General features: G+C 73.1%; 11 protein-coding genes. 5 read left to right on the forward strand and 6 right to left on the reverse strand.

What is annotated here, in order from left to right; translation table 11 throughout:
* Nucleotides 1-4: 4 nt before the first annotated feature.
* Together ACZ67Q_RS08445 and ACZ67Q_RS08450 are read right to left on the reverse strand one after the other, a co-directional pair.
* Nucleotides 5-511, reverse strand: a complete 507-nt coding sequence (locus ACZ67Q_RS08445) for a roadblock/LC7 domain-containing protein (protein WP_471178141.1) — start codon at nt 509-511, stop codon at nt 5-7.
* Nucleotides 508-3,387: a sensor histidine kinase gene (locus ACZ67Q_RS08450; protein ID WP_471178144.1), complete on the reverse strand. Its 2,880-nt coding sequence runs from the start codon at nt 3,385-3,387 to the stop codon at nt 508-510. The genes ACZ67Q_RS08445 and ACZ67Q_RS08450 overlap by 4 nt, the downstream gene beginning before the upstream one ends.
* Before the next feature lie 369 nt (nt 3,388-3,756).
* Between ACZ67Q_RS08450 and ACZ67Q_RS08455 the strand changes: the two genes are divergently transcribed.
* Nucleotides 3,757-4,548: a protein phosphatase 2C domain-containing protein gene (locus ACZ67Q_RS08455; RefSeq protein WP_471178147.1), complete on the forward strand. Its 792-nt coding sequence runs from the start codon at nt 3,757-3,759 to the stop codon at nt 4,546-4,548.
* 160 nt (nt 4,549-4,708) lie between these two features.
* On the opposite strand, the gene ACZ67Q_RS08460 is transcribed toward ACZ67Q_RS08455, so the two are convergent.
* Entirely contained in the window at nt 4,709-5,200 is a 492-nt protein-coding gene (locus ACZ67Q_RS08460) for a MarR family winged helix-turn-helix transcriptional regulator (RefSeq protein ID WP_471178150.1), read from the reverse strand.
* Nucleotides 5,201-5,464: 264 nt separating this feature from the next.
* Here ACZ67Q_RS08460 and ACZ67Q_RS08465 point away from each other — a divergent pair, with 264 nt between their 5' ends.
* The gene (locus tag ACZ67Q_RS08465) at nt 5,465-6,286 is read left to right on the forward strand and encodes a lysozyme (protein WP_471178152.1); all 822 of its coding nucleotides are present in this window, start codon (nt 5,465-5,467) and stop codon (nt 6,284-6,286) included.
* A gap of 860 nt (nt 6,287-7,146) precedes the next feature.
* On the opposite strand, the gene lon is transcribed toward ACZ67Q_RS08465, so the two are convergent.
* The 3 genes from lon to ACZ67Q_RS08480 form a co-directional block, all read right to left on the reverse strand.
* A complete protein-coding gene (lon, locus tag ACZ67Q_RS08470; protein WP_471178155.1) occupies nt 7,147-9,561 on the reverse strand; it encodes an endopeptidase La in 2,415 nt (804 codons plus the stop codon).
* Between the two features lie 186 nt (nt 9,562-9,747).
* Nucleotides 9,748-10,551, reverse strand: a complete 804-nt coding sequence (locus ACZ67Q_RS08475) for a rhomboid-like protein (RefSeq protein ID WP_471178157.1) — start codon at nt 10,549-10,551, stop codon at nt 9,748-9,750.
* Nucleotides 10,552-10,797: 246 nt separating this feature from the next.
* The gene (locus ACZ67Q_RS08480) at nt 10,798-11,766 is read right to left on the reverse strand and encodes an ATP-binding protein (RefSeq protein WP_471178159.1); all 969 of its coding nucleotides are present in this window, start codon (nt 11,764-11,766) and stop codon (nt 10,798-10,800) included.
* A gap of 233 nt (nt 11,767-11,999) precedes the next feature.
* Here ACZ67Q_RS08480 and ACZ67Q_RS08485 point away from each other — a divergent pair, with 233 nt between their 5' ends.
* The 3 genes from ACZ67Q_RS08485 (at nt 12,000) to ACZ67Q_RS08495 (ending at nt 14,645) form a co-directional block, all read left to right on the forward strand.
* The gene (locus ACZ67Q_RS08485) at nt 12,000-12,677 is read left to right on the forward strand and encodes a spermine/spermidine synthase domain-containing protein (protein WP_471178162.1); all 678 of its coding nucleotides are present in this window, start codon (nt 12,000-12,002) and stop codon (nt 12,675-12,677) included.
* A gap of 124 nt (nt 12,678-12,801) precedes the next feature.
* Nucleotides 12,802-13,539, forward strand: coding sequence for a response regulator transcription factor (locus ACZ67Q_RS08490; RefSeq protein WP_103781389.1), 738 nt, complete (start codon nt 12,802-12,804; stop codon nt 13,537-13,539).
* On the forward strand, nt 13,536-14,645 hold the full coding sequence (locus ACZ67Q_RS08495) for a sensor histidine kinase (protein ID WP_471178165.1): 1,110 nt from the start codon (nt 13,536-13,538) through the stop codon (nt 14,643-14,645). Before ACZ67Q_RS08490 ends, ACZ67Q_RS08495 begins: the two co-directional genes overlap by 4 nt.
* Nucleotides 14,646-14,889: the final 244 nt, after the last annotated feature.

Here is a 14,889-nt window from a genome sequence, read left to right on the forward strand (position 1 = left end):
CTGCTCATCGCTCACTCCCCATCGAGGAGGACTCCAGGGATTTCCGCAGTTCGCTGCGGAGTTCGGGGGTCAGCACATGCCCGGCACGGCCCACGAACAGGGCCATGTGGTACGCCACGACGCTCATGTCGCACTCCGCGGAGCCGTGCACGCCGAGCAGCGAGCCGTCGCTGATCGACATCACGAACAGGCTGCCTTCCTCCATGGCGACCATCGTGTGCTTGACCGCGCCGCCGTCCATCAGCTTGGCCGCGCCGATGGTGAGGCTGCCGATACCGGAGACGATGGTGGCGAGGTCGGCGGCGGAGCCGCGGGGGCCGGTGGTCCGGGTGGCCTGCTGGGCCTGCCTGGCCTCGAGGTTGCGGTCCTGGTCGGAGGAGAGCAGCAGCAGGCCGTCGGAGGAGACCACGGCGACCGAGACGATGCCGGGGACCTCCTCGACGAGGTTGCTCAACAGCCAGTGCAGGTTGCGGGCTTCACTGCTCAGACCGAAGGTACTGGGCGCGGTCAACTGCTTGCCTCCTCGACTGTGCCCCCCGTGGCGTCTTGTGTAGGTCGTCGCTCCGCGGGCTGCGCCGCGGGTGTCCTGGTCTGGCCCGTCTGCTCGGCGATCTCCGCCTGGGCGTCGCGGTAGCCGGCGGTGGCGCCCTGGCGGAAGCCGCCGAGCCGCCGACGCAGGGCTTCGGCGTCCACGGACTTGGTCCGGGGGCGCTCCGCCTGGGCGGGGGCGGTGATCTTGGGGGTGCGCTTGGGGAGGCCCTTCGCGGTGTACTGGTCTTCCTCGTCCGCGGTGCGCTCGTGCTCCGCCTCGGCCTCCGCCTCGGCTTCGCCGCCGCCGGGTCCGTCGCCGTCGGCGGCCACGGATCCGGGGGCGGGGGCCGGCACCGTCGCGGGCTCGGACGCGGGCTCGGGGGCCGCTTCCTCCGTCTTCGGGGACGGGATCAGCAGCTCCATCGTCATCTCGGCGGGGGACTCCGCGGGCGGCGCGGGCTGCGGTACGGCGTCCTCGGCCGGTGCCGGCTGCCCGGCCCGCTGCGGCTCCGGCTCGTCGGCCGGCGTCGGCTGCTGGGCCGTGTCCTGCCCGGGCGCGCGCTCCCCGGCCTGGGCCTGCTCCCGGTCCCGTACCGCCTTCTCCGCGAGCGCGATCAGGCGGTCGCCGTCGCTCGTGCGGCCGTGCAGGACGTTGGAGTTGGCCTCGGCGTCGGCGCCCGGCAGGGAGAAGGTCTGGGTGGTGCTCGCGGTGTGCGCGGGCGGGGCGACCGCGGCCGGCGGGGTGGGGGCCAGCAGCGACTGCGGCAGGACGACGACCGCGGCCGTTCCGCCCTGCTTCTGCTCGCGCAGCCGCACCCGCACGCCGTGCCGGTGGGCGAGGCGGGCCACGACGTAGAGGCCGAGGCCGAGGCCCTCGTCGCCCTCCTGGTCGTACGGCGTGTTGGGGTCGAAGGCGGTGAGGCGGGCGTTGAGCCGCTCCATCCGCTCGTCCGTCATGCCGATGCCCTCGTCCTGGACGGAGAGCATGACCTCGCCGTTCTCCAGCAGCCATCCGGAGACCTCGACGGGCACGTCGGGCGGGGAGAACGCGGTGGCGTTCTCCATGAGTTCGGCCAGCAGGTGGGAGAGGTCGTCGGCGGCGAATCCGGCCACGTGCCCGTGCGGCGGGAGGGCCGCGATGCGGACCCGTTCGTAGCGCTCGATCTCGCTGACGGCGGCGCGGACGACGTCGACCAGCGGGACGGGGCCCGCGTGCTGCTGGACGTGCTCGGTACCGGCGAGGACGAGGAGGTTCTCGCTGTGCCGGCGCATGACCGTGGCGAAGTGGTCGAGCTTGAACAGGGTGGCCAGGCGGTCGGGGTCCTGCTCGCGCTCCTCCAGGCCCTCGATGACGGCGAGCTGACGCTCGACCAGGCCGAGAGTGCGCAGGGCGAGGTTGACGAAGGTGGAGCCGATGCTGGCGCGCAGCCGGTCCAGCTGGGCTGCGGACTCGGCGAGTTCGGCGCGCAGTTCCTCGCGGGCGTCGGCCATCTTCTGCCGCTGGCCGACCAGGTGCTTGCGGTCGGACTCCAGGGTGCCGACGCGCTCGGCGAGGGCGACGGCGTGCGCGTGCAGGGCGTTGACGGAGCGGACGACCTGGGCGAACTCGTCGTTGCGGCCGGTGAACTTCACCGGTTCCTGCGTGGCCGGGTCCTCGGCCTCGGCCAGGCGGGCCGAGCCGCGCCGCAGCACCGACAGCGGGCGGGTGAGGCTGCGGGCCATGGCGGTGGCGATACCGACGGTGAGCAGGATCAGCGCGCCGAGGATCCCGACGCGGATCTCCAGCGCGGTGACGTCGTCGTCACGCAGCTGCTCCAGGGCCTTGGTGCGGTGCTCGTAGAGCGCGGCCTCCGCGCCGCGCATCAGCTCGATGCGCGCGGACAGGGCCGCGTCGAGCTTGCGGGCGGAGGTGTCGAGCTCGTCGTCGTCCAGGGCGGGCTGGTCGGTGAGGCGGGCGAGGTACTTCTCGGCGGTGGTGGTCTCCGGTCCGGTGACGGTGGAGTCGTACGACGTCACCGCCTGCCGGGGCGCCGACTCGTGGAAGTCGGCGAGGGCGGCGTCGGAGCGCAGCCGGGCCTGCTGGGCGGCGGCGGTGAGCGCGTCGCGCTGCTTGGCGGCGGACGAGTCCGAGCCGGTCTCGGACAGGCCGGTGACCGGGTCGATGGTGCTACGGCTGCCGGCGGGGACGTTCAGCGCGGCGAGCAGCAGGCCACGGGTGGCGGCGGCCTGCTGGACGGCGGAGTCCAGCTGGGCGAGGGCGTAGGCTCCCCCGAGTTCTCGGCTTCGCTCGAACAGGGGGGACCCCCATGAGCCGGCGCGCGGCGGGCTCTGCTGGGCGAGCTGCTCGGTGAGCCGGTGCAGTTCGGTGATCGCGGCCGAGTACGCCTGGTGGGCCTCGAGGGCGCCGCTCCGGCCGGTCAGCGCGGCCCGGCGGACGGCGGCGATGCCGTCGAGGTCGGTGCGCAGTGCGGCGGGCAGGTCGGTGTCGGCGCGCAGTTCCTCGACCTGCCGGTCGACGCGGGCGCTGCGCTGCTCGTCGGGCGCCTTCGCCTTGGGCCGGCCGGCGGCGACGTACGAGGTGACGTCGTCGCGTTCGTCGGCGAGGGCGTGGGCGAGGGTCAGCGCCTCCTGGGTCTGTCCGGCGAGGGTGACCAGGTCCTGGGTGTCCTTCAGCTGCCCGGAGGCGGCGATGACGGACGGGGCGCCGGCGCCCGCGATGGCGGCTGCCACCACCGCCACGGCGACGATCAGCCGATTGCGGACGTGGGTGGGGCGGCCCTTGCCGACGACTGGGGGCTGTGCGCCCCCTTCGGGGGCCGACTGCCTGCCTGTGCGCCGAGGCCGCGTCTTCTGCACCGGTGCTCGCATTCCTGTACTCGTGTAGCCATGGGACCGGATGACACCCCGTCAATCGGCGCGTGCGTCCGGTACGGTTCCCGACCCTCCCAGTGCCGGTGGGCAGCGGGCGGGCATCACCTGCCCCGCCACCCGAAGGAGTGAACATCGGGGACGAGTTGGCGGGCAAGTTCCTCTGGCGCGTGCAGCGCCCTTGCGCGGCGGGCCGGTTGGACGTCTGCGGCGCGCTTTGGCAGGATTCGCCGCCACGCCTTGGCGGAGTGAAGCATTCCATCCCAAAACCGGCGCCGCGGCGGGGCCGGTACGGCGAAGCCGCGATGTTTGCCAGCCGTTCGCGGAGCATGTGAAGGGCTCGTGCAGACTGGCCGGATGCGTACGGAACTCGTCTCGGAACCCGGTGACCCGATCCGCCCCAACGAGGACTTCGCCGGCATCGGAGTGCCCGCTTCCGGACAGGGCGGGTCGCTCGTCGTGCTGGACGGGGTGACCCCGCCCAGGGGCGGGGACATGGGCTGTCTGCATTCCGTCCCCTGGTACACGGCACGCCTCGGCGGAGCACTGACCGAACTGACCGTTTCGCTCCCGGATGTCCCCCTGGCGGAGGTCCTCGCCCGCGCCATCGCACGCACCTCCGCCGCACACGCGGGGACCTGTGACCTTTCTCACCCGCGCACCCCCCAGGCAACCGTCGTCCTGGCCCGCTGGTCCGCGGCTCTCGTCGAGTACCTGGTGCTGTCCGACTCCGCGCTGCTGGTGCACTCCCCGGCGGGCCTGGTGACGGCGGTCCTCGACGAGCGGCTGGCCCGGCTGCCGCGTGCCGCGCTGGCCACGGACGAGATGATCGACGCGCACCTGCGCAACAAGGAGGGCGGCTTCTTCACGGCGGCCGCCGACCCCTCGGTCGCCGATCGAGCGGTCACCGGCTCCCTGCCGCGCGAGGAGGTGACCGCGCTGGCCGCGCTGACGGACGGGGCGACGCGCTGGGTGGAGAAGTTCCGCGAGGGCGACTGGGCGGACTGTCTCAGGCTGATCCAGAAGGAGGGCGCCCAGGCCCTGGTGGCCCGCGTCCGCTCCCTGGAACGCGCGGACGCGCAGGCACGCGCCTGGCTGGGCGGCAGCAAGACCCACGACGACGCGACGGTGGTCTACGCGGAGTGGTGACCCACGGCCCCGCCGCCCGGCCGCCCGCAGTGACCACCTGTGGCCCCGCCGCCCGGCCGCGCGAAGTGACCACCTGTGGCCGCGCGGCCGGTCGCGACGATGGTCTGCGCGGAGTGATGACCCACGGCCGCGCCGCCCGACGCGCCCGAAGGCGGGGCCGTCACTTCTCCATGCCCCGGTTCAACTGGTTCAGCAACCGGGCCAGTTCGGCCACCTCGCGGCGGTTCCAGTGGGCGAGCTTGCTGACGTAGCGGGCGCGGCGGGCTTCGCGGACGCTGCTCACCCGGCGGTGGCCCTCCTCGGTGAGATGGACCAGCCAGGCGCGGCCGTCGGCCGGGTCGGGTTCACGGGCCACCAGACCCAGCTCCTCCAGGGCCCGCAGCTGGCGGGACATGGTGGCCTTGCCGACACCGATGTAGGCGGCCAGTTCGGTGGCGCGCTGCCGGCCGCACTCGTCCAGCCGGACCAGCAGGCCGTAGGCGGCCGACTCCAGGTCCGGGTGGACCTCGCGGGCCATCTCGCCCTGGCTCGCACGGGCCCGGCGCAGGAAGACCGTCAGCTCGCGTTCCAGCGCCAGGAACTCCTGGTCCACACCACTCGGCGCCGCCCCGGGTTCGCCCCGATGCTCCGCGCCGTTCGCGTCCTCGTGCACGTCAGTCCCCTGATCCGGTTTCCCGATCCTGAAAGTTTCCGCCAGGCGCCCGCCATCGCCGCAGCTCGGTCAGTATTTCGCAGGGCTAGACCAACGGCAGCGCCCGGACCCCTTCCCTCCATACGGTCTACGTGCGTAGCTTCTTTTACCAGGCCCCTGACTGGCATGCCCACGCCAGTCACGATCGGGCCACCTGTGCAGCACGTCGTCCAGCGTTCCCCACCGACGCCCAGCGTTCCCCACCGACGCCTTCGGAGGCACGTCATGCCCGTGCACAGACCCGGTTCCGCACGCCGCCGCCTGCTCGCCCCGCTCGCTGCGGCCGGTCTCGCGGTGCTCTCCCTCGCCCTGCCCGCGTCCGCTCAGTCGGCCGACGTCCCCGCACGCGGCTCCGCCTACATGGGCATGGGCGTCGTGGCCCACGACGGCCGCAGCGGCACGCCCAGTACCGGTGACGCCACCCAGACGGAAGGCGTCGATGTCTCCGGCCACCAGGGCAACGTCGCCTGGTCCACCCTGTGGAGCAGCGGCGTGCAGTGGTCGTACGTCAAGGCCACCGAGGGGACGTACTACACGAACCCCTACTTCGCGCAGCAGTACAACGGCTCCTACAACGTCGGCATGATCCGCGGCTCGTACCACTTCGCGACGCCCGACACCACCAGCGGTGCCACCCAGGCCAACTACTTCGTCGACCACGGCGGCGGCTGGTCCCGCGACGGCAAGACTCTCCCGGGCGCCCTCGACATCGAGTGGAACCCCTACGGCGCCGCCTGCTACGGCAAGACGCAGAGCGGGATGGTCGCCTGGATCAGCGACTTCCTGAACCAGTACAAGGCCCGCACGGGCCGCGACGCCGTCATCTACACGGCGACGAGCTGGTGGACCCAGTGCACCGGGAACTACGGCGGCTTCGCCACCACCAACCCGCTGTGGATCGCCCGGTACGCCACCGATCCGGGCACGCTGCCGGCCGGCTGGGCGTACCACACGATGTGGCAGTACACCTCGTCCGGCCCGACGGTCGGTGACCACGACAAGTTCAACGGGGCCTACGACCGGCTCCAGGCGCTGGCCAACGGCTAGCGGACATCCCGCGCCGGCGGCCTTCTGGCCGTCGGCGGGGGTGCGCCGCCGTCCGTCGCGGCGCGCGGCCGCCGTCCGCACCGCACCCGCGCATCCGGGCGCGGCACCAATAGGCCGGCCAGGTCCGCGCACCGCCCGTCAGCGGCGCGCTCGCGGCGGCGCCGCGACCGGTCGCGCCCGGTGCACGGCCGAGCCCGTGGCCCGCCGCCAGGGCGAGCACGGCGGAGACGACGCGGGCGATCACCCCTCGTGGGAGGCGACCGACTCGAACAGCAAGCCCGCGGGGCGGCTCGCCGGCGCCCGAGGGTGACGCCCTCGGCCTGCAGGGCCGGGCGGTCGCGCGGCCCTGCAGGCCGAGGGGCACACGGACGAGGCGACCGCCAAGCGCCTCGGCGTCTTCGCGTGCACCGCCCGCGCCTGGCCGCACCTGCTGGACCGTCTCGGCGCCCGCAGCCGCTTCGGCGCCGGCGTCCGAGCCGTCCGACGCGGCCGCTCCCGCACGCCGGATGACGCGTCCGGCGCCCGGTGCTGCTCGTCGCGGCGGTGGACAGCGCTTCCGCGCCATCGCGGCGGGGACAGCACCTCCGTACCGCTGTGGGGCTGGTCGGTACCGGACGCGGCCGCCTGGCCGGTCACGGTCGTGGCCTTCGCCCCGGCCGGTCACGGTCGTGGCCTGCGCCGCCGGGACCGCGCCGGTGCGGATGTGGCGGACGCGGACCTGGCCGGCGCGCCGTGCGTGCCGAGCGCGCGCCGGCGACGGCGGCTGTGTACGGGTCGGGCCCGGGCCTCCCTCACGGGACCCGGGCCTTCCCTCGTCCGGTCGCGTCCTCCCCCCGTGCTCGACGCCTGGGAGAGGCCCGCTACGCCGCGACCGGAACCTCCGGCGTCGCCTCGCTCGTGGCGGGCGCGAGCGCCAGTTCCAGGACCTGCCGGACGTCGGTCACGGCGTGCACGTCCAGCTTGTCCAGCACCTCGGCCGGGACGTCGTCCAGGTCGGGCTCGTTGCGCTTGGGGATGATCACCGTGGTCACCCCCGCGCGGTGGGCGGCGAGCAGCTTCTGCTTCACGCCGCCGATGGGCAGCACCCGGCCGGTCAGCGACACCTCGCCCGTCATCGCCACGTCGGTGCGGACCAGACGGCCGGACAGCAGGGACGCCAGGGCCGTCGTCATCGTGATGCCGGCGCTCGGGCCGTCCTTGGGGACCGCGCCCGCCGGGAAGTGGATGTGCACACCCCGGTCCTTCAGATCGCCCACGGGCAGCTCCAGTTCGGCCCCGTGGCTGCGCAGGAAGCTCAGCGCGATCTGCGCGGACTCCTTCATCACGTCACCGAGCTGACCGGTGAGGGTCAGTCCGGCGGCGCCGGTCTCCGGGTCGGCCAGGGACGCCTCGACGTAGAGGACGTCACCGCCGGCGCCGGTGACCGCGAGGCCGGTCGCCACACCGGGGACGGCGGTGCGGCGCTCGGCCGGGTCCTGGGCGGACTCGGGCACGTGGTGCGGGCGGCCGATCAGGTCGCGCAGGTGGTCCGCGGTGACCGTGAACGGCAGCTCGCGCTCGCCCAGTTCGTGCTGGGCCGCGACCTTGCGCAGCAGACGGGCGATGGATCGCTCCAGGGTGCGCACCCCCGCCTCGCGGGTGTACTCGCCGGCCAGCTTGCGCAGGGCGTCCTCGTCGAGGGTGACCTCGTCCTTGCTCAGTCCGGACCGCTCCAGCTGACGCGGCAGCAGGTGGTCGCGGGCGATGACGACCTTCTCGTCCTCGGTGTAGCCGTCGAGGCGGACGATGTCCATGCGGTCGGCGAGCGCCTCGGGGATGGCTTCCAGGACGTTGGCGGTGGCCAGGAAGACGACGTCGGACAGGTCGAGTTCGACCTCCAGGTAGTGGTCGCGGAACGTGTGGTTCTGCGCCGGGTCGAGAACCTCCAGCAGGGCCGCCGCCGGGTCGCCCCGGAAGTCGGAGCCGACCTTGTCGATCTCGTCGAGCAGGACGACCGGGTTCATGGAGCCGGCCTCCTTGACGGCCCGCACGATCCGGCCGGGCAGCGCGCCGACGTACGTACGGCGGTGACCGCGGATCTCGGCCTCGTCGCGCACACCGCCGAGGGCGACGCGGACGAACTTGCGGCCCATGGCGTGGGCCACCGACTCGCCGAGGCTCGTCTTTCCCACGCCCGGCGGGCCCACCAGGGCCAGCACGGCACCGCCGCGGCGGCCGCCGACGACGCCCAGGCCGCGGTCGGCGCGGCGCTTGCGCACGGCCAGGTACTCGGTGATGCGTTCCTTGACGTCGGTCAGCCCGGCGTGCTCGGCGTCCAGGATCGCCTTGGCGCCCTGGATGTCGTAGGCGTCCTCGGTGCGCTCGTTCCACGGCATCTCGAGGACCGTGTCGAGCCAGGTGCGGATCCAGGAACCCTCGGGCGAGGCGTCGGAGGCGCGCTCCAGCTTGTCGACCTCCTTGAGCGCGGCCTCGCGGACCTTCTCGGGGAGGTCGGCGGCCTCGACGCGGGCGCGGTAGTCGTCGGACTCCTCGCCCTCCGTCTCGCCGTTCAGCTCGCGCAGTTCCTTGCGGACGGCCTCCAGCTGGCGGCGCAGCAGGAACTCGCGCTGCTGCTTGTCGACGCCTTCCTGGACGTCCTTGGCGATGGTCTCGGCGACCTCCTGCTCGGCGAGGTGGTCGCGCAGCTGCTGGGTGGCGAGCTTGAGCCGGGCGACCGGGTCGGCGGTCTCGAGCAGTTCCACCTTCTGCGCGGTGGTGAGGAAGGGCGAGTAGCCGGAGTTGTCGGCGAGCGCGGAGACGTCGTCGATGGCCTGGACGCGGTCGACGACCTGCCAGGCGCCTCGCTTCTTCAGCCACGAGGTGGCGAGGGCCTTGTACTCCTTGACCAGTTCCTGCACGTGTCCCGGCACGGGGTCCGGCTGTGTCTCGTCGAGCTGCGTGCCCTCGACCCACAGCGCCGCACCCGGGCCTGTGGTGCCGGCGCCGATCCGGACGCGGCCGCGGCCGCGGATCAGGGCGCCGGGGTCGCCGTCGGCCAGCCGGCCGACCTGCTCGACGGTGCCGAGGACACCGGTGCTCGCGTAGGTCCCGTCGATGCGTGGCACGAGCAGGACCCTGGGCTTTCCGGCCTGGGAGCCGGCGGCGGCCTGCGCGGCCTCCACCGCGGCGCGCACCTCGGAGTCGCTCAGGTCCAGCGGAACCACCATCCCGGGCAGCACGACCTCGTCGTCGAGCGGCAGCACAGGGAGGGTGAGCGATGCGGACGTCGAAGCCATGATCTCCCTTTCGGCAGTCAAGTTGAGTTGTACCGACTCAATGCTTGGGCGCCGCGGGATGTTCCCAGACAGGTGTTCGCTGTGAGCGATCAAGGGGCCGAGGGGCGATCAGGGGAATGGTGATGCGGGTCGTCCGGCGGCTTCCGCACCTGCCGCTGCGTGCGTCGGGCCCGCGACTGCGGGCCGTCAGCGCCCGCCGCGGGTCACCGCGCGGCGCAGGCCGGGCCAGGTGGTGATGCCGATGGTCAGCGCTATCGCGTGGCCCCAGCTGGTGAGCGGGTCGTAGGAGGACAGCAGGTCCTGGCCGATGATCAGCGCGACCCAGGCCAGCAGGGGCCAGCGCAGCCAGGGAGTCAGCAGCCCGGCCAGCGCGCCCACCCCAGCGGCGACGCCGAAGCTGATGCCGTAGTCGAGGCGGTGCAGTGAGGTGTCCGGCAGCTGACCGGTGGCGACGGCGACTCCGACCGGCACCTCGGTCGCCAGCGTCGCCAGCACGTGCCCGCACAGGAAGACACCGGCCGTGCGCAGACCGCCGACGCGCCGCTCCAGCGCGGTCAGGACGAGCAGAAAGCCGAGCGTGTACGGCGAGAGCACCCCGCCGGCGATCCACAGCGCACTGCCGACGAGCACCAGCACGGGGTGGCGCACCAGGTGCGCCACGTCCGTGCTGGACCCCTGCTGCAGCGCCTGCACGACGGCGGGGTCGGCGTACGCGGAGACGAGCGAGGTGACGGCGAGGACGACGGCGTAGGCGAACGTGAAGGGGGTCGCCCGTGGAGTGGGCAGCAGCTGCCCGGGGCGTACCGCTCGCAGCCGGTCACGGGCGGCCGGCGCGGCCTCGGTGGCACCGCCGAGCGGCTCGACGCGTGCCTGCGGGCCCTGGCGCCGGGATTGGCCGGGCATGCCGTCCAGCAGTTGCGTGAGGTCCGGCAGATCGGCCGGAAGGGGCGCGTCGGCGGGTGCAGTGTCGACCCTCGCAGTGCGTTCCACGGTGAGGCGCTCCTTCCGTCACCGCCCACCTTTCGGGTTCCGACTGCCCACTGTCTGTGATCCACGCCACCCGTGACCGGATTCTCAGCAACCTCTCAACGTTCTTACGCGTCCGCCGGCCGCCGGCGCTTCACGGGCGCAGCAGCGTCACCTCCCGGGCGTGGGCGGCCTGCGGGGCCGGCGACCAGTCCCCCGTGCGGTACACGGACGTCTCGCTGATCGCACCGTCGCGGACGTCGGCGCGCATCATCTCGCGGCAGTACCAGCGGCCCTGTTCGTCCTCCCACTGCTCGTCGAACTCCAGGACGAGCCCGGTGGGGGCGGCGTCGACGCGGTGACGCGGGACGCGACGGCCGGCAGCCGCGCGGCAGGCGGCGTGAGCTCGGCGAGCCGCGCGGCGACCGCGGCCCGTACGGCAACGGAGGGGCCCCCGGGCAGCCCGCCTGTCGGCGTCCCGCCGCCCGCGCGTCCCAGCCGCCGGCCCGCAGCAGCTCCGTGACGAAGAAGGCGTCCCCGCCGGTGCGCCGTACCAGTGCGCGCACGGCGCCGGGTCCGCGGCCGTGCCGGTGGCCGCCGCCACCAGCGCGGCGACGTCCTCCTGCGGCAGCGGGCCCAGCGGCAGGGTGCGGCCGCGGCGCAGCAGCTGGGCGCGGCCCGGGCACGGTCGGGCCAGACGGCGTCGTCGCGGGCGGTGGCGAGCAGCAGCACGGGCGCGCAGCGGGCGGTGTCGGTGGCCTCCAGCAGCAGGCGCGGCGAGGAGGCGCCGGCGGCGTGCACGTCGTCGAGGACCAGCAGCACCGGGCACCGCGCGGCGGCCTGGGTCAGCAGCTCCGCGACGTCGCCGGTGAGCCGCAGCCGCGCGGTCCCGGGGGCCGCGCCGTGCAGCGCGTCGGCCGTGGCGCCGGACAGCAGGGCCCGCAGGGGTGGGGAGGCCGCGGCCGGCCTCCCGCACCGCACGTCGGCCGCGAAGAGCGGGCGCGGCGGCCGCGCCCAGGGGCGGAAGGCGGTCGTGGCGGTCTCCGGCGGGCACCAGCTCCGCAGGGTGCGCACGCCGTCCGCGCGGGCGGCGGCCTCCTCGGCGGTACGGGTCTTGCCCGCGCCGGCGGCCCCGGTCGGCGTGAGGAGTCCGCCGCGTCCGGAGGCGGCCCTCTCCAGCGCGCGGCGCAGCTCGAACAGCACGTCCGCGCGTCCCACGAACGGGTACTCCGCGACCACGGTCACAGCCCTTCGCCGCACACCCGCCCCCGCCCGCTTCCGAGCGTAGGCGTGCCACCGCGTCCACCGCGTCCACCGCGTCCACCGCGTCCACCGCGTCCGCCGCGTCCGCAGCTGGCGCCCGGGCCGGCGCCGGGGGGCGAGGCGCCGAACGTGCCGCGCCGCGCGGGGCGCTGAACGCGCATCCGGTAATTCCCGTTCCCGCAAAGCCACGTTCATGCAGGATGGGGTCCATGTCCACGACGTACGACAGTCCTGAGGTCCTGGACCGCCGCGAGGGTCCCTACGGCGAGGTCGTGCTGCGGCGGCACGGCGAGCTGCTGCAGATCATCGCCAACGGATGCTTTCTGATGGACACCTCCGACGGCCGCAGCGAGCGGCTGCTGGTCGACGCCGCGCTGGAAGCCCTCGGCGGCCGCCCCGCGCCGCACGTGCTGATCGGCGGGCTGGGCGTCGGCTTCTCGCTGGCCCATGCGGCTGCGAATTCGCGGTGGGGCCGGATCACCGTGGTGGAAAGGGAATCGGCCGTCATCGACTGGCACCGCGGCGGTCCGCTCGGCGAACTCTCCCGCGCGGCACTGGCCGATCCGCGCACCGAGATCGTCCACGACGACCTGGTGGACTACGTCAATGAGACATCCGCCACGTTCGACGCGCTGTGCCTGGACATCGACAACGGGCCCGGCTGGACCGTCACGGACGGCAACGACGGACTGTACTCACCGGCCGGACTGGCAAGCTGCGCAAGGGCGTTGAGGCCCGGCGGAGTGCTCGCGGTGTGGTCCGCCCAGCCGTCTCCGGAATTCGAAGAAACCTTGGGGAATGTCGGGTTCCAGCAGGTGCGTACGGAAGAGATCCCCGTTGCCCGAGGCGTTCCCGACGTCGTGCACCTCGGGATCCGACCTGAATAGCAAAGCCGTGGTGACTCCCCGTACGCTGCTTCCCTGACGCGGATCATTCAAGCGTCAATCGCAGTCACGCGCAGACCGAGGGATCACCCCACTGATTCCGGAAAGCACACTTCAGGGGCGGGCGATGGAGCAGACACACACCTCCCAGAGCGGCACGACGGCGACCCCCGGCGCGCAGCGGCGGGTCCTGGTCGTCGAGGACGATCCGACGATCGTCGACGCCATCGCGGCCCGCCTGCGCGCCGAGGGATTCCTCGTGCAAACCGCGGGTGACGGCCCGGCGGCCGTCGACACCGCCGAGGCATGGCAGCCCGATCTGCTGATCCTCGACATCATGCTGCCCGGCTTCGACGGGCTCGAGGTCTGCCGGCGGGTGCAGGCGCAGCGGCCGGTTCCGGTGCTGATGCTCACCGCCCGCGACGACGAGACCGACATGCTGGTCGGGCTGGGCGTCGGGGCCGACGACTACATGACCAAGCCGTTCTCGATGCGGGAGCTGGCCGCCCGCGTGCACGTGCTGCTGCGCCGGGTGGAGCGGGCCGCGCTGGCCGCCGCCACGCCGCGCAGCGGTGTGATGCGCCTGGGCGAGCTGGAGATCGACCACGCGCAGCGCCGGGTCCGGGTGAAGTCGGAGGACGTGCATCTGACGCCCACCGAGTTCGACCTGCTGGTGTGCCTGGCGAACACCCCGCGCGCGGTGCTCTCCCGTGAGCAGCTGCTGGCGGAGGTGTGGGACTGGGCGGACGCCTCCGGCACCCGCACGGTCGACAGCCACATCAAGGCGCTGCGCCGGAAGATCGGCGCCGAGCGGATCCGTACCGTGCACGGTGTGGGCTACGCGCTGGAGACGCCGACGCCATGAGCGACGGGCGGCCGGCCGCACGACGCCGTCCCAGGGAACCCTGGGGCGGCGTTCGCCCGTTCTCGATCAAGACCAAGCTCGGTGCGCTGGTCGTCATCGCGGTGCTGATCACCACGGGCCTGATGATGATCGCCATGCGCACCCGCACGGAGCTGCGCTTCATCACGGTCTTCTCCATGATCGCCACGTTGCTGATCACGCAGTTCGTGGCGCACTCGCTGACCGCGCCGCTGGACGAGATGAACACCGTGGCCCGGTCCATCTCGCAGGGCGACTACACGCGCCGGGTGCGCGAGAGCCGCCGGGACGAGCTTGGCGACCTCGCCCAGACGATCAACGTGATGGCGGACGAGCTGGAGGCGCAGGACCGCCAGCGCAAGGAGCTGGTGGCGAACGTCTCGCACGAGCTGCGCACCCCCATCGCGGGCCTGCGGGCGGTGCTGGAGAACATCGTCGACGGCGTCACCGAGGCCGATCCCGAGACCATGCGCACGGCGCTGAAGCAGACCGAGCGGCTGGGCCGGCTGGTGGAGACGCTGCTGGACCTGTCCCGGCTGGACAACGGCGTCGTACCGCTGAAGAAACGTCGCTTCGAGGTGTGGCCGTACCTGTCCGGCGTGCTGAAGGAGGCCAACATGGTCGCCTCGGCGCGCGCGGGCATCGCCTCCGGCTCCGGCAGCCACACCCGTGCCGACGTCCATCTGCACCTGGACGTCTTCCCGAGCGACCTGACCGCACACGCCGACCCGGAACGCATCCACCAGGTCGTGGCGAACCTCATCGACAACGCGGTCAAGCACAGCCCGCCGCACGGCCGGGTCACGGTCAAGGCGCGGAGCGGGAGGACGCCCGGCTCGCTGGAGCTGGAGGTCCTGGACGAGGGGCCCGGTATTCCGAAGTCGGAGTGGCACCGCGTCTTCGAGCGGTTCAACCGGGGTGTGGTCACGCGGCCGCACGGTCCCGGCAGCGACGGCGGCACGGGGCTGGGCCTCGCGATCGCGCGCTGGGCCGTGGACCTGCACGGGGGCCGCATCGGGGTGGCCGAATCCGAGCGAGGTTGCCGGATTCTTGTCACTCTTCCAGGAGAGTCAACCGTTCAAAGTTGACGTAGGGTTCGAAGCGGAGCCTCAAGATCCACGAGCGTCCGCGCCGACGGACACGTGTGATCAGGCACAGGCCCGCACGCAGCGCGTGACGGGCCCTCGTCGCCGTACCCCGGCACGCCTCTTTCACACCGGAACCACGCTTGTTTCCCGCCATTTCAAGCCCCGAAACACGGGCTGAGATGTGACTTACGCGACGATGAACGGGCCCGACCTGACCTTCACCCTCAGGGAGGCGTAGCCTTTA

This window comes from Streptomyces sp. NPDC036813 (assembly GCF_055609245.1).

Excerpts from the sequence above, each read along its gene's own strand:
- lon (WP_471178155.1), bottom strand. The coding sequence starts at position 9,561 with ATGGCTTCGACGTCCGCATCGCTCACCCTCCCTGTGCTGCCGCTCGAC.
- ACZ67Q_RS08495 (WP_471178165.1), top strand. The coding sequence starts at position 13,536 with ATGAGCGACGGGCGGCCGGCCGCACGACGCCGTCCCAGGGAACCCTGG.
- ACZ67Q_RS08455 (WP_471178147.1), top strand. The coding sequence starts at position 3,757 with ATGCGTACGGAACTCGTCTCGGAACCCGGTGACCCGATCCGCCCCAAC.
- ACZ67Q_RS08485 (WP_471178162.1), top strand. The coding sequence starts at position 12,000 with ATGTCCACGACGTACGACAGTCCTGAGGTCCTGGACCGCCGCGAGGGT.
- ACZ67Q_RS08490 (WP_103781389.1), top strand. The coding sequence starts at position 12,802 with ATGGAGCAGACACACACCTCCCAGAGCGGCACGACGGCGACCCCCGGC.
- ACZ67Q_RS08465 (WP_471178152.1), top strand. The coding sequence starts at position 5,465 with ATGCCCGTGCACAGACCCGGTTCCGCACGCCGCCGCCTGCTCGCCCCG.